Below are 19,841 nucleotides of genomic sequence, written 5' to 3' on the forward strand. Positions count from 1 at the left end.
CCCTAGGAGGCACAAGCATGTACAGCACGATTGATATAGTCTGGTTGCAAGACGACCTGCGTGTTGCTGATAACCCGCTTCTACATTTCACCTCGCCCCCTAGTTATCTGCTGTGTCTTTATGTGTTAGATGAGCAGTGGTTCTCGCCGCTAATCGATGGCGAATCGACACCACGTATAGGGCCTGCGCGCTTGCGCTTTTTATGGCAAAGCTTAATGGAGTTGCGCGGGGAGCTACTGCAGCGCGGTAGTGACCTGCTGGTACGTATCGGTAAGCCAAGTGATGTGGTGATTGAGCTGGCATCAACGCTTAACGCCCGGCAAGTACGTGTAGCCGACCATGCTGGCGTTGAGGAAACCGCGCATATTGCCGCGGTTGCACAAGATTTGCCCAGCCAGACCGCGCTAGATTGTTTAGAGAGTGGGCGGCTGATTAATCGCCAGTCACTGCCTTTTGAACGCGAAGCGCTGCCTGGCAGCTTTTCTGCCTTTAGGCGCAGTGTTGAGGATGAATGCGCTGTCCCCGCCAGCCGCTGCGCCCCAGTAACGCTGCCCCCCTGGCCAGAGGCAGCTAGAGGTTTCCCTCCGCTAAAAGCCGTTTGCGAGCAGAGCGCCAACTGGCAGCCTGATCCGCGCCAAGGTTATGCCTATTGGGGAGGGGAATCGGCGGCGCATGCGCGGCTGAAAGATTACCTTTGGCGCCAACAGGGCGGCGAAGCGTACAAAAAAACCCGCAATGGGCTGCTGGGGGCTAATTTCTCAACCCGCGTTTCACCCTGGCTGGCGCGTGGTTGCCTGTCGGCTCGCCAAGTCAATGACGCGGTGAAAGCGTGGGAAGTGGAAAACGGAAGCAATGAATCGAGCTATTGGATTACCTTCGAGCTACTCTGGCGAGAGTATTTTATCCGCGCTGCCCAATTGGAAGGTGAGAAGATGTTTGGCGCTCGGCAGACTGACAAGCCGTGTGCTGCTTTCAATGCTTGGCGTAATGGCACCACGGGGCTGCCGTTTGTGGATGCCGCGATGCTGGAACTTCGCCACACTGGTTGGCTATCCAATCGTGCCCGACAAAACGTTGCCAGCTTTTTGGTCAAAGACTTAAAGGTTGATTGGCGTTTGGGGGCATTATGGTTTGAGCACTGCCTGATTGATTATGACGTTGCCAGCAACTGGGGCAACTGGCGCTATATTGCGGGGGTTGGTCGAGACCCACGCCAAGATCGTTACTTTAATGTACTCAAGCAGGCGGGGCATTACGACCCCCAGGGGCTTTATGTGGCTCATTGGCTGAAGCCGCTTGAAAAGCTACCCTACGGTTTAGCGCGCCAACAGCCGTGGCGGGCAGATCCCTCTGCGTTTGAGGCTCCCTGCGTTGTGCCCGAGCAGTGGGAGCGATGGCTAATTCCTTGCTTAGAACATCAAGCAAGTGATGAAGTGAGTCGTCATGAACTTGCTGTAAGGGCTAAGGCGCTATGACGTTGTGGAGTAGCGAGCGCCGCCTCGCGTGGTGTCTGGGACTCGCTGGTCTTGTTCCATTCATCACTGGCGGCGTACTGGTATGGTTCGCGCCGTTGGTATGGCAGGCAACTGCCATTGATGGATTTGTTTACTACAGCGCTATAATTCTCTCTTTCTTGGGTGGTGTGCACTGGGGCAGTGCGTTGCAGGTGGCTAGGCCAGGTAATCGTTGGCGTTTACTGTTAGCCATGCTGCCCAGCTTAATCGCATGGCCTGCACTGCTGCTTAACGTTGCAGCGGGACTTTGGGTACTATTGGCCGGGTTTATTCTGATTGGCAGCTACGATTGTAGTCGTGTCGGTCGGAAGGGCTTTCCTACTTGGTACTTTACACTTCGTGGCTTGCTTACTGTGGTAGTGGGGCTATTACACTTGGTCGTTTTACTACGCCTGAGAGGGTAGGGCTAGTATCCGTTGCTTTTCTGGGCCATTATCAGAACAATGCCATGGATTGCCGAGAGATTGATGCTATGTCTTTGAAAGTAAATGGGTCAGCCAAGGGGCGCCCTGCTCTGTATGCGACGTTTCTATTTTTTGTCGGTGCACTGGCACTGAGCAGTGGCCGGGTGCAAGCAAGCCCCCAACTGATGTCAGAAGTCGACACTCAGGCTGCTTCAGAGGTTAGCTACGCTAATTTCCAACAGTGGCTGCGAGATTTTCGCCAATATGCTGCTGGCCAAGGGATCAGCGAAGCGACGCTAAGTAACGCCCTGGATGGCATTCGTTTCCGTGAGCGTGTGATTGAACTGGACGGCTACCAGCCTGAGTTTGTCCGCCCTATTTGGGAGTATCTTGATACTGCGGTTTCATCCACGCGTATTACTAACGGCCAAGAGAAGCTGGCTGATCACCGTGATACCGCGCAGCAAATGGAGCAGCGCTATGGGGTGCCCGCTGAAATAATCGTCGCCATTTGGGGTATTGAGAGCAATTACGGCAGTAATTTTGGCGATTTTTCGACCTTGGAATCTCTCGCCACACTGGCTTACGATGGTCGGCGCCGAGACTTTGCCCGCGGTGAACTGCTCGCGGCTTTACGTATTATTGACCAAGGTGATATCGCCGCTGAACAGATGAAAGGCTCCTGGGCTGGGGCCATGGGCCATACCCAGTTTATTCCCAGCAGCTTTGAAGCCTATGCGGTTGATGGCGATGGTGATGGTCGGCGCGATATTTGGGACAGTATTCCCGATGTTATGGCGTCTACGGCCAACTATCTTGATCGGGCTGGATGGCAAGCCGGCCAGCCCTGGGGGGTTGAGGTACGCCTGCCTGAAGGGTTTGATTACGCCCAGACCGAGCGACGCAGCAGCGATGAGTGGCGCAGTCAAGGCGTGCGGGCGCAGCAGGGTGAATTGCCGAACTTTGATAGTGCAGCCATTGTGATACCCGCTGGCGCGGATGGCCCCGCCTTTTTGGTAGGTGCCAATTTCCGTGCGATCTTACGCTATAACAATGCCACCAGTTATGCACTGGCTGTCGCGACGTTAGGCGATGCGATCGCTGGACGCGAGGGCATTCAGCACAGCTGGCCGCGGGAGCAAGCGCCGCTGACCCGTGACGATGTTCAAGAACTTCAGCGCGCATTAAACCGTGTAGGCTACTCAGTGGGTGGCGCTGACGGCGTTATGGGGCCCAATACGCGGCAAGGGTTGCGGAACTTTCAGCGTGATCAAGGGGTAATACCGGATGGGTTTGCGACCCAGGAGCTGCTTGAACAGCTACGTCAGCGTTCGCAGTAAGTCGCGTTTATCGGATGCTTTTACTTTCCAAGGATGATGTTATGCAATTGATGGGTAAGATATTTGTTAGCAGTGTGGTATTAGGAGCCTTTCTGTCTGCCTCCACGACGATGGCAGATGATGATCAGGTATTCGGCTGGGTTGAAAAAGCCACCCTACAACCCTGGGATATCGAAGTAAAAGCCAAGCTCGATAGCGGAGCATTAACCTCCTCGTTAGACGCCCGGGATATTGAGATGTTCGAGCAGGATGACGAGGAGTGGGTTCGTTTTCGGTTGAAGCTTGAAGATCAGGGAAGTGGTGAAGTGTTTAGCGATCAAATCGAGCGGCCGCTCTACCGCGAGCTTACCGTGCGCGGTGCAGGTGGTCGTGATGAGCGCCCCGTGGTGCTGTTGGAAGTTTGTATGGGCGATACCATTTACGAAGAACAGTTTAGTCTGCGCGACCGTGGCGATATGAACTACCCGCTGCTGCTTGGGCGCCGCACCATTAGCCACCTTGGCCTACTGGATGTGCGTGAAACCTTTTTGCAAGAGCCAGGGTGCGGGGAAAACGCGACCGTTGTGCCCCACGACCCGGAAGATGATCAGTCCTGATGGGTTCATCCTGCTAAGATGTTTAAAACAGCCGTGACAGAAGCGCGGTCACGGCTGTTTCAACGCGTAAAATGCGTGGACCAAGATGCATCCCCTCGCAGCCTGCCAAGATGAGTTGCTCTACCTCCCAAGCAATAAAGCCGCCCTCAGGGCCTACCAATAGCAAGGTGGGGTCACTGATACCTCTGGGGCAGGCATTGGGCATGCCTGGGTGGGCCACCAGTCCCCGGCGCTCGCTGAGCAATTCAGGCAGTTGCTGCTGCAAAAAAGGACGAAAGCCTTTACTTAGGGTAACCGAGGGTAGCTGGGTGTCGCGGGCTTGCTCTAAGCCAAGCACCAAGTGCTGGTGAATTTTATCCGGGCGTAACTCTGGGGACTGCCAGTAGCTCTTCTCAACCCGCTTGGTATGGAGCAGGGTGATCTCTTTGACACCTAGCGCGGTCACGTGCTCCAAGGTACGTGCCAACATGCGCGGGCGGGGTAGGGCCAATACCAAATGCACGGGTAGCGGTGGTGGAGGCGGTTCGTCGAGGGTTTCCAGTTGGAAATAGGCCCGCTCAGCGGTGAGTTCTTTTAGCAGCGCTTTACCCATCGTGCCGCCTTGAACACCAACGGTTAGCAGGTCGCCGGGGGCCGAGCGATGGACATCTCGAAGATGTGTCAGTCGACGTGGATCGGTAATGCAGACGTGGCCATCGTCAGTGAGATCGTTGGGATTGAGCAGAATCAAATTCATAATGATGGTCTATTGGTCACAAAGCAGGCACGGTACGCCTTGCTAAACTATTAAGGTGGCTTGCATGGGCGCGTAGTGCAGGCACAATATCAGTAACGGGAATAAAAAGTCCCTATCGCGTTTAAGGAGATGCGCCGTGCGCGTGATTCGCAAATATGCAAACCGCAGGTTGTACGATACTCAGCAGAGCCGATATGTGACGCTGGAAGACCTGCGCCGTTTAATCATCGAAGAAGAACCGTTTCGGGTGGAAGACGCCAAAAGCGGAGAAGATCTAACGCGGACTATTCTGCTCTCTATCATTATCGAGCAGGAGCAGGCTGACAGTGAAGCAGAAGTGTTTTCTAACGACCTGTTGGCACAGTTAATCCGTGTTTACGATATGACCTCACCGCTGCCGCTGTCGCGTTACCTTGAGCAGGGAACCCAACTGATGTTGGAGCAGCAGAAACGTCTGCAGAGTCAGTGGAAGCAGGCAATGCGTAACACACCGTTGGAATTTATGCGCGAGCTCGCCGAAGAGAACATGCGCTTTTGGCAAAATACCTTGAATCAGCCGGGTCAAGCCGATGAGTCGGGTAATACCGAGCAGCATGAGGGCGATGCCAGCGAAGCCAACGATGCCAACAAAGATAACAAACCCTCCTCCTGACCCCACTTGGTGCTGCGCTGTGGCATAATGCCGCCGATATACGCTCTCCCGTTTGAGAAGGATGCACATGAAGGTTTTGATGATAGGCGGCGGTGGTCGCGAGCATGCCCTGGCTTGGAAGTTGGCGCAATCTAATCTGGTTGAGCAGGTATTTGTGGCCCCCGGCAATGCGGGCACCGCGACGGAAGCAACGCTGACCAACGTAGCGATTGCTGCAACAGATCTAGATAGTCTGGTCGCCTTTGCCCGTGATGAGCAGATTGGCTTAACGGTGGTGGGTCCAGAAGCCCCCTTGGTAGACGGTGTTGTTGACCGTTTTCAGGCGGCTGGTTTAACTATTTTTGGCCCTACTCAAGCGGCCGCCCAGTTGGAAGGTTCAAAATCATTTACCAAGGACTTCTTGGCCCGCCACAATATTCCTTCAGCTGACTATCAAACGTTTACTGAAGTTGACCCAGCGCTTGCCTATTTAGGCAAAATGGGCGCGCCTATTGTGATTAAAGCGGATGGTTTGGCGGCGGGCAAAGGCGTCATTGTGGCGCTGAGCGAAGCCGAAGCTGAGGCGGCTATTCGCGACATGCTGGAAGCTAACGCCTTTGGCGATGCGGGCGCGCGTGTCGTCATCGAAGAGTTTTTGGAGGGCGAAGAGGCGAGCTTTATTGTCATGGTGGACGGTGAAAATGTCGTCCCCATGGCTACAAGCCAAGACCACAAGCGTGCCTATGATGGTGATACCGGCCCCAATACCGGCGGTATGGGCGCCTATTCGCCAGCGCCGGTGGTCACGCCTGAAGTTGACGCACGTATCATGGAGCAGGTCATTCTGCCCACTGTGCGTGGTATGGCCGCAGAGGGCAATGCCTACACGGGGTTCTTATACGCAGGCCTGATGATCGACGCAGCCGGTAACCCCAAGGTTATTGAGTACAACTGCCGCTTTGGTGATCCTGAAACCCAGCCTATTATGCTGCGCCTAACCTCTGATTTCGCTGAACTCTGTTTAGCGGGTGCCCAGGGCAAGCTAGCTGGACAACGCTGCGAATGGGATCCCCGTGCCGCTGTGGGCGTGGTTTTGGCGGCTGGCGGCTACCCAGGCAGCTATCGCAAAGGCGATGTGATTCACGGTTTGGCAGCGGCCGAGCAAACGGGTTGCAAAGTATTTCACGCGGGCACCGCGCAAAATACCCAGGGCGAGATCATCACGGCAGGCGGCCGGGTGCTATGCGTGACAGCACTGGGTGACAGCGTCTCTGAGGCGCAGCAGCAAGCGTATCAAGGCGTTAACGCTATTCACTGGGACGGTGTTGAGTGTCGTCGTGATATCGCCTTTAGGGCGATTACCCGCGAGGGGTAAGCAGGCCTTACGCCAAGCTAAGACTAACGAGGAAACAGGCATGGAGCGTGTCAAGCTGGATTTTCCCGCTGAGGCGGTCATACATCGTCACCCTTTGACGGTGCGGGTAACCGACATGAACTATGGCCGCCMCTTGGGGCATGATGCGCTGGTATCGCTGCTTCACGAGGCGCGCACTCAAGCCTTCGCGGCCCTCGATCTGCCTGAGTGGGATATGCACGGGTATCCTACGGTGGTCGCTGATCTCGCCGTACAGTATCAAAGTGAAGCGCGCTGGCCCGATGCGTTAACGATTGCCACCGCCGTGCCTGAACCGCAAGGTAAAGCATTGACGATTTATCAGCGTATTTATCAAGCGGACTCCCAGCAGGTAGTTGCCACCGCGAGAGTCAATCAGCTATTGATCGATGTGACTACCGGGCGTCCTGTCGAGGTGCCTGAGCCGGTGAAACAAGCGCTTTCTCATGCGAGGTGTGGCTGATGTCACGGGAGTATCCGATTATCGCGGTGACCGGCTCTTCAGGGGCGGGGACGACCACCGTTCGGCGCAGCTTCGAGCGCATGTTCCTGCGCGAAGATGTGCATGCGGCGATGGTCGATGGTGATGCCTTTCACCGCTATACCCGCGATGATTTGCACCGCATCTTCCGGGAAGAGCCCGAGCGTAAGGACGAGCTTTCGCATTTTGCCGTAGAGGCGAACTTGCTGGACCGCTTGGAAGGGCTGTTCAGTGAGTATGGCGAGCACGGCTCGGGTACTTTTCGGCACTATATCCACGCCGAAGATAAGCAGAAAATCGAAGCTGGCTGCCGGGTAGGTACCTTCACCGAGTGGCAGTCGCTGCCTTGTGGCACCGACCTGCTGTTTTATGAAGGCTTGCATGGCGGGCTGGTTACCGAAGAGTATGATATTGCCCGCCATGTGGACTTGTTGGTAGGTGTGGCGCCGACCATGAATCTTGAGTGGATTCAAAAAATTGACCGCGACACCAAGCTGCGTGGCTACTCACAGGAAGCGGTTATCGACACTATCCTGGGCCGGATGGATGACTATGTACGCTATATCCAACCGCAGTTTTCGCGTACGCACATCAATTTTCAACGTGTGCCGACTGTCGATACCTCTAACCCTTTTGAAGTGCAGGATATTCCCACCGATGCTGAGTCCTTCGTGGTCATCCGCTTTCGGGATCCCTCCACCGTTGATTTCCCTTGGCTGCTGGCGATGATTAAGGACTCGTTTATGACCCGCCCGCATACGTTGGTGGTGCCGGGGGCGCGGATGTCGTTGGCGATGGAGCTAATTCTTGCGCCCTTGGTTCGCCACTTATTATCTCAGCGGCGTTTTCGTTAAGTGACAAGGAACTCATAAAAGGAGAGCGGTATGGATTGTCTGTTTTGCAAAATCATCCAGGGTGAAATTCCCGCTGATATCGTTTATGAAGATGACCACGTGATGGCATTCAATGATATCAACCCCCAAGCGCCTACTCATCAGTTGATCATCCCTAAAAAGCATATCGCCACGCTCAATGATATCGAAGAGGCTGAGCTTGCCATGATAGGGCGGCTTCAGTTTACCGCTGCCAAGCTTGCCCGTGAGCAGGGCTTTGCTGAGGATGGCTATCGCGTGGTGATGAACTGCAACGAAATGGGCGGACAAACGGTCTACCATATCCATATGCATTTACTGGGTGGGCGCGCATTCACATGGCCTGCCGGTTGAGCTAAGCAGACCGCTATCGCAAACAACGAGGTGTTGCCATGGATCGTCAACAGAGTCGTTCAGATCGCCTAATACATCAGTTTGATACCGTTTTACGGACGCTTATGCCACATGCTGCTTCGCCGCAGCGTACCAGTCCTGCTGAAGGTGTGGCCGAGGGAACGCTCGACGATCAAGATCGCCGCCATGCGGCGGGTTTAATGCGCATTAATCATGCCGGAGGGGTGTGTGCTCAGGCGCTCTATCAGGGTCAGGGCGTGACCGCTAAACTTCCGCATGGGCGTCACCAGTTGGAACAGTCGGCACGGGAAGAGATTGATCATCTAGCCTGGTGCGATGAGCGTTTAGAGCAGTTGCAGAGTCGAACGAGCTACTTAAATCCGCTGTTCTATGTCGCCTCCTTTGGCATTGGCGCAGCCACTGGGGCGGTCAGCGATCGCATCAGCTTAGGTTTGGTCGCCGCGGCCGAGGAGCAGGCAGGCAAACAGCTTGAATCAGATCAACAGTCGCTAGCCAGCGGCGACACCCGCTCGCGGGCCATACTGCGCCAAATGGCCGTTGATGATGCTCACCACGCCCAGCTGGCTTTAGAGGCTGGCGGTGTCCGTTTTCCGGCACCGGCTAAGTGGGGTGTGCGTTTGGTTGCAAAAATGGTGACCAAAAGCGTCTATCATTTTTGACGCGTACTGATAGCGCTATCGATTTTACAATCCAGGCTTTAGAACCTAAAAGGCCCCGCTGTGCGGGGCCTTTGCGCTGTCAATGTCGACTGTCAACGTGATGCTGGTGATCAGGCATCAATGCGCTTGTACTTCATGCGCTTAGGCGTATCGTTACCTACCCGTTTTCTATGGTCCTCTTCGTACTCCGCGTAGTTGCCTTCAAATAAGACCACTTCGGAGTCACCCTCAAAGGCCATAATGTGCGTGGCGATCCGGTCAAGGAACCAGCGGTCGTGGGAGATCACCATGGCGCAGCCAGGGAAGGCCAGAAGTGCGTCTTCCAGTGCCCGCAGGGTTTCGATATCCAGATCGTTGGAGGGCTCATCAAGCAGTAGCACGTTCGCGCCTTGCTTAAGCGTTTGAGCAAGCTGTAAACGGCCGCGTTCACCGCCAGAAAGCTCCGATAAGCGTTTCTGCTGATCGTTGCCTTTAAAGTTAAATCGGCCCACATAGGCGCGCGAGGAGACTTCGTAGCCATTAATGTTGAGGATGTCCTGGCCATCGGAAACGGCTTCCCAGACGCTCTGCTTGTCGTCCAAGCCGTCGCGTAGCTGCTCGACGTAAGCGATATCGACCGTCTCACCCACCAGGACTTCGCCCTCATCTGGCTGCTCTTTACCAGTGATCAGTTTGAAGAGTGTCGATTTACCCGCACCGTTACCGCCGACGATGCCGACAATCGCACCTTGGGGAATGGTGAAGGAGAGGTTCTGGTAGAGCAGCTTGTCATCGAAGCGCTTGGCCACATCACGAAACTCAATGACGTTATCGCCCAGGCGCGGGCCAGGCGGAATATAAATCTCATTGGTTTCATTACGTTTTTGGAAGTCGCCTGACTGCATCTCTTCAAAGCGGTTAAGACGCGCTTTGCTTTTTGCCTGGCGGCCCTTGGCGTTACTGCGCACCCACTCAAGCTCTTGCTTGATGGCTTTCTGACGCGAGGCTTCCTGCTTGGCTTCTTGATTCAGACGCTGGTCTTTCTGCTCCAGCCACTGGGAATAGTTACCCTCAAACGGGATGCCCTGGCCACGGTCAAGCTCCAGAATCCAACCCGCCACATTGTCTAGGAAGTAGCGGTCGTGGGTGATTGCCACGACGGTTCCGTTGTAGTCGTGAAGGAAACGTTCTAGCCACGCCACCGACTCTGCGTCAAGGTGGTTGGTTGGCTCGTCAAGCAGCAGCATATCGGGGCTGGAAAGCAGTAGGCGGCAGAGTGCTACACGACGGCGCTCACCGCCCGAGAGATTGCCCACTTTGGCCTCCCAGGGGGGCAGGCGCAGTGCTTCCGCAGCCACTTCAAGCTTGCGCTCCAGGTTGTGAGCATCCGCAGCTTCGATAATATTTTCAAGCCGGGCCTGCTCGCTGGCCAGCGCATCAAAGTCGGCGTCGGGCTCTGCATAGGCCGCATACACACCATCCAACTTCTCCTGCGCCTGTTTAATCTCCCCTAGCGCTTCTTCGACGGTGTCGCGGACGTTTTTCTCGTCGTCTAGCTGCGGCTCCTGGGGCAGGTAGCCMACATTGATGCCGGGCATCGGACGAGCTTCACCTTCAAACTCTTTATCGACACCGGCCATAATGCGCAGCAGTGTGGATTTACCCGAACCGTTAAGACCCAGTACGCCGATTTTGGCGCCCGGGAAAAACGAGAGCGAAATATCCTTGAGAATTTGCTTTTTGGGTGGCACTACTTTGCCAACCCGGTTCATGGTGAAAACGTAAGAACCTGTTTGACCTTTTTTGTCACCTTTTGACATGGTCTATTTTTCCTCTAATTAAGTTATCATGGGGCTTTGAGAGAGGTGATGAACGCTCAAAGCAGAAAAAGTAAAAGTTAAGTTTCTCTTTTCTATACTCCTGTTCTTTATTTTTCTTAAAAAAGTTATGTTTTGGGGTTAAATAATATGAGTTATCGAGTTATCGAACAGGTGGTGAATGCTGCGCGAAGAAAGCTGCTTGTGCAAGACCATATCCCCGTCTATTACCCGAATCTGTACGTCACCTTCGAACTCTCTGGCAAGGCTCTGGAAACCACAAAAAAGTATCTTGAACACTTGGCCGTATTTGAAGACTTCCTCGCTTTCTCATCCATCGATCTCATTTCCCGCCTGGAGCAGCGTCCCAAGTCGCAGTATCTGACGGACATTGAAATCTCCCGATTTGTATCAGACGCGGGATTCAACAAGGTAACTTTGGCTAAAAAGTATGAGGGTATGCGCCTGCATCCAACGGCATACGAACAGGTTGGAAAGGTCCATGCGAAACAGCGTATTGAAGCAGTACGCGATTACTTGGCTTTTCTGTACGACAAGCTGGGTGATCACTTGACGCGAGATGAAGCGGTTGACGATGTTAAACGGCGTTTTAATCGCAAAATTAAAGCGGCTAGTCCGGGGTGGAAAAAGACGCGAATCGATGAGATGAAAGGTCTGACATCCTCGGAACGGAGTCGATTGTTGGAAGTCATGCATCCGGAGAGCGCTGAGAATCCATTCGCAGATGAATCAATTAAGCTGCGTAACTATATCATTTTGCTGTTAGGTCTCCATATGGGGTTGCGCCGTTCTGAAATGCTTTTGATCAAGACCGGCGACATTCACTGGCACAATCGCCAGCTCTCGGTGGTAAATCTTGAAGATGAAAGCATCGATCCGCGCACAATGGCTCCGCAATTCAAAACGCATGAGCGCATGGTGGTCATGAGCGACGACCTTTATGAGGCGATTAGTCAGTATGAGTCGAAATATCGCTACAGAAAGACTCATAAAGGCGCATCGCAGGCGAGAAAGCATCCGTTTTTGCTTGTATCTCATAGACGAAATGAAGGCAAGCCGATGAGCATCAAAGCGCTGGATGGCGTTTTCCCCCGAGTTTGCAAAGTAGCGCCTGAACTGGCTCACATTCACCCTCATATCCTCAGGCATGATTCGGTCTACATGATGCTTGAAAGCATGCGCGAGGAGCTTGAAAAGCTCACGCCAGAGGATCGCACAACTCAAGTTCAAAAAGTCCTAACCTGGATGTTCGGATGGAGCCCAGAATCGAATATGCCTGGACTCTATGGGGCGAAATTTTGGAAGGAAGAAGCAGATAAGGCAATGAAAAGGCGATCGGATAAACTCAAGGAAAGTAGGGAGAGGATCGAGGCTGGAATGCGAAAGGGGTACGCAGAATGAATATAACAGTTTCAGCGCTTGAAGCACCGACTCAGGACTCGCTTGAAGAATGGCTGAATACACCTCGACTCGCCAAATGCGGTGAACTTTTCACTCCCTCTGAGACAATGTGGTGGCCTGATAAATCAGCTCCCTATGCGATCAATTGGCTAGCCGCAATTGCTTGCGTTCCGTACGACTGGCAACGATGGTTGCATGCTGCTTTGGCCTACCGCATGGCGGAAGTCGCACACGTAACTAATTTACAAGCTACTTCAATTCTGTCACGCGCGGCGCAGGCAGGGCTCAATCCTCTCAATGAGCATCAACTGATCGATTTGCGCGAGCGTTTTAGTATGAGCGAATTTTCCGCGCTGGCTAGTTTCATGAAATTTTGGCAACAGTGTGAATCGCTTGAACAGCGACCAACTAAAGTCCTGATTGATGCTTATGGCGCACTACCTCGAAAGAAGCGACCACGAAATGATGTCGTCTTGCGTTTAGATCCTGAACAGGGGCCATTCACGCAAGCGGAGCAAGCCGCCCTATACCAGTGGGCGCATGAACAGTTCTGTCAAGGCAATTTAAAGCCTGAGCGCTACCTATATTTGCGTCTGTTGATGACCTACGGACAGCGAGGTACACAGCTACGCATGATGGTCTTTAATGACTTTATCAAAACCGAGCGGGGCTACCAAGTTCGAATCTTTTGGGCGAAGCAGAAAGATGATGGTGCGGGATGGAGAGAAAAATCCGAGACATTCATCTTGGATAAAGATCTTTACAATGTCGTGCAGGCCTATCGGTCGATTGTCCTAGCTCGACTTGAGCATGAATATCCTGGTCGAGCAGATTGGTGTAAAGCGATTGAGCATGTGCCGCTCTTTCGTCGCACGCGGGGTAAGACAGGAGGTGATAACAAGCTGATCCCCGTAATAATTGACCTGCCTGGTCTAAATGTTTTAGAGCATAAGCCACAGGTGAAGTTTCATACTAGCTATGGAGTTACAAGTTATTGGCTGTTTCAAATTGAGGGTATGCCTAACTTCCCCATTTCTTCGCGTACACATCAGCCTTTGAAAATCAGTAAGGGCCATCGTTTCAGACACACGCTCGGTACCGATCTTTCGAATGCAGGKCTGGATGAGTGGTCAATCGCTAGCGCCCTTATGCATTCTAATACACATACTGTCCGTCAATACCGAGCAGTATCGGGAGAGTTGATGCAGCTGATTGACGAGAAGATGAGTGATCATCTCGCGCTGGTCGTAAAAGCTTTTACGGGCACTATCGTGACAGATCGCGCTTCAGCCAAAAATGGAGATCGAGTGGATCGACAGATTGAGGATTTGGCTGTCTGCGGTGCCGATACAGCCTGCCATTTGGACGCTCCATTTACCTGCTACGGCTGTAGCAAATTTCAGCCACTCTTTGACGCTGATCACAGCGCCGCACTTGAGCGGTTGGAACGTCGCCGTTCGCAAACCATCGCCTCGGATAAAACCACGGGTGTGCTCTGGGACCGTGCCATTCTCGCGTGTCGCAAGGTAATTCTCGATTGCATTGAGCTGCGTGAATCAGGCAAAGCAGGCAAAGCAGGCAGAAGTAACGCATGAGTAGCATTATCGATTTTAAACCGCAGAGCGACCTTAAAGCCGCCGCGCAGCTGGATGCTTTTATTGCATGGGCGAAAGCCACTTTGTCCAAAGGGGTTCCTAATAAGCGAGTTCATGCGGGAATTCGTTGGAGCATGGCCTCGTGGCATAAGTCGGGTGTTGCCGGTTGTGCCTTTACTGCGCATGGATCAGATAGAAATGCGAAGGCGAAAGATAGAGAGTATATGCAGCCGCCGTTCATAGATTTCGCCAAGGCGCTCATTGTGTATTACAGAGTATTTCGAGGGAAGAAATCGGTGAGTGGTTGGCTTACCGCCGCCAAGGTTCTTGAAGTTTCCCTGGTAGAATTGTCCGGTACAAGGGACGTAACGAGAATATCGGCTGCTATTTGTAACAGAGCCTGTGAGTACTTAAAAAACGCGTATCTGACCGGCAATATTGCATATGTTCTGAGCAAGAATGTTGAACAGATTGTTAAGCTGATGAGAGATAAACAGATACTCGCGCAGCCCTTTCGATGGACTTCGCCACTGCGACAGAAGCCTCTAGGTTCTCTGAAAGAGCAGAGGGCAAATCGCAACAAAAAATTGCCGAGCCGTGAATCCATTCAAGCCTTGGGTGAACTGTTTAATAATGACTTAGCTAGTCCGCTGGACATTATAATCACCTCCGCGTGTGCCCTCTTACTCAGTCAGCCTAGCCGCATCGGAGAATTAGCTGATGTTGAGCGTGACTGTGTGGTATTCAAAGAGGCTGCTGGTGGCGGTCAGCGCATGTTCCTGCGCTGGTATGCTGAAAAGGGCTATGGAGCGACAACGAAGGCCGTTGTTACAGGTATGGAACCTGCTGTAAAACGTGTCATTGAGCTGGTGGCTCCGATCACTAATGAGGCGCGCCAGTATGCAGCATGGCTTGAAGATAATCCCGACGAGTTTCCGCCGCATGAAGGTGTACCCCTGAAAGGCCCAGATGAACCGCTTTCGTATGATGAGGCCTGTGCAGCGCTAAAGCAGAAGGTGAATAGATCGCAATCATCGCGAAGTATACTTAAATTTAGGTTTCTCATCCCCTTAGCAGAATGTAAAGCCCTAAGTCCTAAGGCAAAGAGTGTACTGGACGAGATACTAGAAGGATGGGATGCCGTTAAGGGAAAGCGAATTTATGCGAGTGGCAAAAATAATCACTATCAGTTTAATAATACAGCGGTCATTACGTTGCGCAAACTCAATATACTGATACGTGAAAAGCATCTGCCTAAAGACTTTCCGTACACCACACCTGCTGAAGACGGCAAAAACCGCGTGAAGTATCGTGATGCGTTGTTTACGGTGCGAACGGGTAGCCTGCCTGATGAGACAATGAGTGGTGCCTCAATGCCACGTAATTTTGGAGTGGAGATTGCCGTCAACCATAATAGAATGACGAGACAATTAGTAGGTCCAACGAACAGGCAGAATATTTTCGATCGACATGGATATAAGGGCCTGAGGGTTAACACGCACGCATTTCGTCACGAGCTTAATACTGAGATGCAACGAGCAGGCCTTTCACAACTACTGATTGATGCGTTTTCTGGGCGCACTGCAATGGGCTCTGTCTACAACCATGAGACCGTCGAGGAGCGTACCCAAAGAGTTGCGGACTACCATCCTAAAACGAAACGTAGTAACTCGGCTCAGCGGTTGGAGAAGGTCAAAACAAATCAACCTTTGAGTCTCAGTGATGTGAGAGATCTGCATGAGGGTGATAAGGACATAGTCATCCATCAGACCCACGTTGGGATCTGTGTACACAACTTTGCATCTGAACCCTGTCCGAAAATGGGAGCCTGCTTGACCTGTGGGAAGCTCGGTTGTGTTAAGGGGGATGATGTTAAACTCGCAAACCTCAAAGAAGAACGCAAGGACCTTAAACGCCGCTACGACAAAGCTCTTGATGCGCAATCTCGCGATATTTTTGGGGCCTCAGAGTGGGCCAAAAAAGTGGGTATGGATCTCTATAAGTGTGACGCACTGATCCGAACCCTAGAGAACCCTGAACTCGAAAACGGCGACATCGTGTGGAACGTCGACAATGGTTGGACACTGACAAACAACGCAGCAGCCATGGCAGGATTGATTGATGCCAAAGACATCGAAGCGAAAAATGAGCGATTGCTGTCATTAGATGACTTGTCAGCAATGCTAGACGAGATCGAGGTATAGCCATGGGGCATTTAACAAAGAAAGATGAAGCGCGCATTATCAAGCTGATTGAAGAATGGTCTGAGCCGAAGCTGACCTGGCCTCTACTCGTTGAAGCGTGCAAAGAAAAACTGGGTATCAGTCGTGCTCGCCAGTCTCTGATGAAGCTACCCGCCGTTGATATGGCGATGAAGAATCGCAAGGCTGCCTTGAAGGCCCCGAAAGAAAAAGCAGGATGGATTGGCGACATTCGCGAAGCGAACGAGCGCATTGAAGAGCTGACCGAGACTAATCAAAAGCTTATGTACGCTCTTCGTGAGATGCATGCGCGATTCTTAATATGGCAGGCAAACGCTGATATGCGTGGGGTAACGCAATCGATGCTTGAGCAGCCAGTGCTTCAGCTTCAGAAGAAATCCTAATTAAGTGTTCATGAAGCTATACTTTGTGGACACCATGCTCAAGCCCCTAAATGCCAACCTTTATGGTGTCCAAAAACCTTGCTTGTTAATTTCTTGACATGATGTATAGAAACCTTATTCTGTTTATGAACAGTATGAGGTTGGATGGAATTTATGTCGGGAAAGCATGTTGGATACATTCGCGTCTCAACGGTCGGTCAGAATAGTGACCGCCAGCTTGATGGCATTCAGCTAGACAAGGTGTTCGAAGAGAAAGTGTCTGGCAGAAATGCTGGTTCACGCGACATCCTCAATCTCTGCCTCGATTATCTCCGCGAGCACGACACACTTCATGTTCACAGCATTGACCGGCTCGCTCGCAACATGTCTGACCTGCTCTCGATTGTTGATGACCTGGTAAAGCGTGATGTTACCGTCAAGTTTCATTCCGAGGGGTTAACGTTCGCCCCGCAGACAGATGATCCCATGGCTTCGTTGATGCTGCACATGCTTGGCGCATTTGCCGAATTTGAACGGTCGCTTATCGGCCAGCGGCGGAAAGAAGGGCTAGAAGCTGCCAGGAAACGCGGAAAGCAAATTGGTCGGCGGAAATCGTTATCTGATGAGGATCTTTCAGAAATTGCTCAGAAGCTCTCCAAGGGGGATTCTAAGAGCGATTTGGCAAAAGAATATGGCGTTTCCCGCACAACGTTATATGCAGCTTTGAACAAGTTTCAGGAGGCGTAATGGCGAGCCCACAAGAGCAGGGCCAAATCTATCTTGAAAGATTTCGAGAATGGATTAAGTCCATGTCTGATGATGATTTTCGCCAGATCGTATACTCCCCAAAGGGCATCCTGAATAGACAGCAAATCAAAAAGCTTGCAGGCCTGTCAGACCAGGCGATCAAAAAAAATGAAAATGTAAAAGCCGAACTGCAAGATCTGGAGAATAGGCTGCGTGAACGTAACGTGCTGCCACCACTGTCTGAAGCAGGAAAAGCGTCTCTTTCAGCGCCAAAACTCTATGATGCTTTCTCCAAGAGAAACGCTTTGGATCATGGTCGACTGGGGAAGCTTGAGGCCGAGAATCAGGACCTCAAAGTACAGCTCGAAAAATTACAGCGAGAAAATGTGCGACTGAAGGCGCAAATCGCATCGAGCCGAGAGACGGTTGACGCGGTAAACGATGGTTTGATGGTGTTCCTCAAATGTCCGAGCTGACACAAGCCTCTGAGCTTGTTCGCGTCACCCAGGTGCCTTTCCGGAACTCTAAAGCCACGGTTATCCGCGGTGTGCCTGTGCGTGAGGACCAGACTTTTGCGTCTGCAAATTATAATGTATCTATCGTAGCTAATTCTGAATATTTGCCTGTAGATCCGACCCCCGGGCAGATCTGGCGAGTCGCGGGTTACAAACGCACTTACGTGTATGACCACGGGAAAATTAAAGCGCAAGAGCATCAATACCGAGAGCCCGATACCCTGGAGTTTTATTTACCAGATACTGGTGAGACCTTTATCCAGTTTATCAGCGATGATAAAGCTTTTAAGGGGATAGGAAACCGCAAGGCACGCCAGCTTTGGGCTAGGTTCGGTGAGGACATTCACCGGATGCTGACTGCGGGCACCCGAAACGACTTTAACGCTCTCTCAGAACTGCTCTCCACACAATCCATTCGGGCGTTGCATGCCGGTTATGAAAAATACGCGAACCTCAGGCACACCACTTGGATGTCGAAAGCCAGAATTCCCCACGCAGTCCAGAAGAGAATTCTCAAGTATCACGGCCTTGGAACTGTTGAGGCGATCAAGTCTGACCCATACAAGCTGCTTCACTTCGGGTTGAGTTTTAAAGACGTAGAAAGCATCCTGCATCACCGTTTTGGACACGCCTGGCAGCAGAAAAGATACCCTAAAGAGCGTATTCAAGCTGGGATGATTCAGGCGCTTAATGATCGAATGCGTGATGGTAGTACGTGGGTCAAGGCCAGTCAGCTATTAACGCGAGCATCTGATTATCTTAAATCGTACCCTGATCGTGAGGAGGGAATTGAGTGGCTGAAAAGCGCAACAGATATTGCTCTTTACCATGAGGATGGACGCTTTCATGCCACTGCCACTGCTATACAGGAGTTGGCGGTAGCTAGGCGCATAAAGCATCTGATTGATCTTAGAAAGCCACTCACCGAGGGTGAGGAAGGTATTGTAAATGACGTCATTGGCGAGCTGCCCTATGAGCTGACCAGCCAGCAAGAGCTTGCCATTTATACGAGTCTAACCGAGGGGATTAGTGCGATCACTGGAGGTGCCGGAACTGGCAAGACCACAGTGCTTTCGACCTTCCTGAAAGCCGCTGACCGCCTAGGGTACAGCATTCACGCTATCGCTCTATCGGGTCGCGCTGCAATGCGTCTGCATGAGTCAGTCGGCTACCTCACGATGACCATCGCACGATTCCTGCGAGAAGATCCAGTGACAGATAACAAAGCTTTGCTGGTCATTGATGAAGCTTCTATGACGGATCTGCCTACGATGTTTCGCATCATCAACCACATCAATCCCAGCTGTAAGTTGGTTTTGACCGGAGATCCCAGCCAGTTGCCACCCATAGGTATCGGAAAGATACTGCACGATGTTGTTCTCTCGACGCACGTAAAAAACACGACGTTGGACATTGTGAAACGCCAAAAGAGAACCACCGGGATACCTGAGTATTCGGCGACCATTAATGCCGGTGAGGTGCCTGAGTCACTCAGTGCAGGCAATATCTATTTTCATGAGGTTTTAGATCCCATTCTGGCCAAGCAGAAGGCTGTCGAACTCTACGCCCAGCAGCCTGGCAACTCTCGTGTAATTGCCGCAACGGTAACTCGCGTTGGGGAGATCAATGGTGAGATTCAGAAAAAGATAAACGGTGACTCTCCGCTGCTCAACTTCAATCTTAATGGAGAAGATTTTTATCTGCGGCTAAGGCTGAATGACCAGATTTTGTTTACTCAGAATCACGCCAGCGCTGGCGTGCAGAATGGATCTCTTGGCGAGCTAATCAGCATTGATCAAGTCGATAACGTGATTGGCTCTGTGAGGCTGGACACAGGCGAAACGGTCGATTTGCAAGGTGGCTTGATTGATGCTTTGAGCCTGGGATATGCCATGACGCTTCATAAAGCTCAAGGGAGCCAGTTCGGTCGGATCATTGTCCTTTTGCAAGACACTAGAGTAGTGGATCGCAGTTGGATCTATACAGCGATCACAAGGGCAATATCCGAAGTCCACATAGTTGGCGACCCCCGTGTGTTTGAGCGTTTCGTGAAAGCCTCACCGAAGGCTTTTCGACGGAAGACCATGCTCACCAATCTCATTAACTACCTGCATAGTGAGCAAGACTCCGGGCCATTCAAGATTGAGTAGCCCGACTTATGTAGAATACGTAAAAAAGGCC

19 protein-coding genes are annotated in these 19,841 nt (G+C 52.1%); 17 read left to right on the forward strand and 2 right to left on the reverse strand.

Features of this window, described 5'->3' with window-relative positions:
- Positions 1-17 precede the first annotated feature (17 nt).
- From HALO_RS08550 to rloA3, 4 genes are all read left to right on the forward strand, one after another.
- The gene (locus tag HALO_RS08550; RefSeq protein ID WP_035584103.1) at positions 18-1,475 is read left to right on the forward strand and encodes a DASH family cryptochrome; all 1,458 of its coding nucleotides are present in this window, start codon (positions 18-20) and stop codon (positions 1,473-1,475) included.
- A complete protein-coding gene (locus tag HALO_RS08555) occupies positions 1,472-1,918 on the forward strand; it encodes a DUF3429 domain-containing protein (protein ID WP_035584100.1) in 447 nt (148 codons plus the stop codon). Before HALO_RS08550 ends, HALO_RS08555 begins: the two co-directional genes overlap by 4 nt.
- Before the next feature lie 68 nt (positions 1,919-1,986).
- Positions 1,987-3,258, forward strand: coding sequence for a lytic murein transglycosylase (locus HALO_RS08560; RefSeq protein ID WP_035584097.1), 1,272 nt, complete (start codon positions 1,987-1,989; stop codon positions 3,256-3,258).
- A 41-nt stretch (positions 3,259-3,299) separates the two neighbouring features.
- Positions 3,300-3,854 (forward strand): retropepsin-like aspartic peptidase RloA3, encoded by a 555-nt coding sequence (gene rloA3 / locus HALO_RS08565; protein WP_035584094.1) that lies wholly within the window; start codon positions 3,300-3,302, stop codon positions 3,852-3,854.
- Positions 3,855-3,876: 22 nt separating this feature from the next.
- Here rloA3 and HALO_RS08570 read toward each other — a convergent pair whose 3' ends face one another.
- On the reverse strand, positions 3,877-4,590 hold the full coding sequence (locus tag HALO_RS08570; protein WP_035584090.1) for a 16S rRNA (uracil(1498)-N(3))-methyltransferase: 714 nt from the start codon (positions 4,588-4,590) through the stop codon (positions 3,877-3,879).
- Positions 4,591-4,726: 136 nt separating this feature from the next.
- Between HALO_RS08570 and phaR the strand changes: the two genes are divergently transcribed.
- The 6 genes from phaR to coq7 all read left to right on the forward strand — a co-directional run bounded on the left by phaR (position 4,727) and on the right by coq7 (position 9,001).
- On the forward strand, positions 4,727-5,242 hold the full coding sequence (phaR, locus tag HALO_RS08575; protein ID WP_035584088.1) for a polyhydroxyalkanoate synthesis repressor PhaR: 516 nt from the start codon (positions 4,727-4,729) through the stop codon (positions 5,240-5,242).
- A gap of 67 nt (positions 5,243-5,309) precedes the next feature.
- The gene (gene purD / locus HALO_RS08580) at positions 5,310-6,596 is read left to right on the forward strand and encodes a phosphoribosylamine--glycine ligase (RefSeq protein ID WP_035584084.1); all 1,287 of its coding nucleotides are present in this window, start codon (positions 5,310-5,312) and stop codon (positions 6,594-6,596) included.
- 40 nt (positions 6,597-6,636) lie between these two features.
- Positions 6,637-7,077: an acyl-CoA thioesterase gene (locus tag HALO_RS08585; RefSeq protein WP_050713309.1), complete on the forward strand. Its 441-nt coding sequence runs from the start codon at positions 6,637-6,639 to the stop codon at positions 7,075-7,077.
- Entirely contained in the window at positions 7,077-7,949 is an 873-nt protein-coding gene (locus HALO_RS08590; protein ID WP_035584077.1) for a phosphoribulokinase, read from the forward strand. Before HALO_RS08585 ends, HALO_RS08590 begins: the two co-directional genes overlap by 1 nt.
- 30 nt (positions 7,950-7,979) lie before the next feature.
- Complete coding sequence (locus HALO_RS08595) at positions 7,980-8,321, forward strand: histidine triad nucleotide-binding protein (protein WP_035584075.1); 342 nt, start codon at positions 7,980-7,982, stop codon at positions 8,319-8,321.
- A gap of 38 nt (positions 8,322-8,359) precedes the next feature.
- Positions 8,360-9,001 (forward strand): 2-polyprenyl-3-methyl-6-methoxy-1,4-benzoquinone monooxygenase, encoded by a 642-nt coding sequence (gene coq7 / locus HALO_RS08600; protein ID WP_035584072.1) that lies wholly within the window; start codon positions 8,360-8,362, stop codon positions 8,999-9,001.
- Positions 9,002-9,111: 110 nt separating this feature from the next.
- Here coq7 and ettA read toward each other — a convergent pair whose 3' ends face one another.
- A complete protein-coding gene (ettA, locus tag HALO_RS08605) occupies positions 9,112-10,800 on the reverse strand; it encodes an energy-dependent translational throttle protein EttA (RefSeq protein ID WP_050713310.1) in 1,689 nt (562 codons plus the stop codon).
- 147 nt (positions 10,801-10,947) lie between these two features.
- Between ettA and HALO_RS08610 the strand changes: the two genes are divergently transcribed.
- The 7 genes from HALO_RS08610 (at position 10,948) to HALO_RS08640 (ending at position 19,810) form a co-directional block, all read left to right on the forward strand.
- Entirely contained in the window at positions 10,948-12,219 is a 1,272-nt protein-coding gene (locus tag HALO_RS08610) for a site-specific integrase (RefSeq protein ID WP_050713311.1), read from the forward strand.
- Complete coding sequence (locus HALO_RS08615) at positions 12,216-13,814, forward strand: tyrosine-type recombinase/integrase (RefSeq protein WP_050713312.1); 1,599 nt, start codon at positions 12,216-12,218, stop codon at positions 13,812-13,814. Before HALO_RS08610 ends, HALO_RS08615 begins: the two co-directional genes overlap by 4 nt.
- Complete coding sequence (locus HALO_RS08620) at positions 13,811-16,018, forward strand: hypothetical protein (protein ID WP_050713313.1); 2,208 nt, start codon at positions 13,811-13,813, stop codon at positions 16,016-16,018. Before HALO_RS08615 ends, HALO_RS08620 begins: the two co-directional genes overlap by 4 nt.
- A gap of 2 nt (positions 16,019-16,020) precedes the next feature.
- Positions 16,021-16,419, forward strand: coding sequence for a hypothetical protein (locus HALO_RS08625; RefSeq protein WP_050713314.1), 399 nt, complete (start codon positions 16,021-16,023; stop codon positions 16,417-16,419).
- Between the two features lie 144 nt (positions 16,420-16,563).
- The gene (locus HALO_RS08630; protein ID WP_226917005.1) at positions 16,564-17,145 is read left to right on the forward strand and encodes a recombinase family protein; all 582 of its coding nucleotides are present in this window, start codon (positions 16,564-16,566) and stop codon (positions 17,143-17,145) included.
- Positions 17,145-17,621, forward strand: coding sequence for a VPA1267 family protein (locus HALO_RS08635; protein WP_050713315.1), 477 nt, complete (start codon positions 17,145-17,147; stop codon positions 17,619-17,621). Before HALO_RS08630 ends, HALO_RS08635 begins: the two co-directional genes overlap by 1 nt.
- On the forward strand, positions 17,609-19,810 hold the full coding sequence (locus HALO_RS08640) for an AAA family ATPase (protein ID WP_050713316.1): 2,202 nt from the start codon (positions 17,609-17,611) through the stop codon (positions 19,808-19,810). Before HALO_RS08635 ends, HALO_RS08640 begins: the two co-directional genes overlap by 13 nt.
- Positions 19,811-19,841 lie beyond the last annotated feature (31 nt).

The sequence above is a fragment of the Halomonas sp. R57-5 genome (assembly GCF_900070345.1).
Taxonomy (GTDB): Bacteria; Pseudomonadota; Gammaproteobacteria; order Pseudomonadales; family Halomonadaceae; genus Vreelandella; species Vreelandella ventosae_B.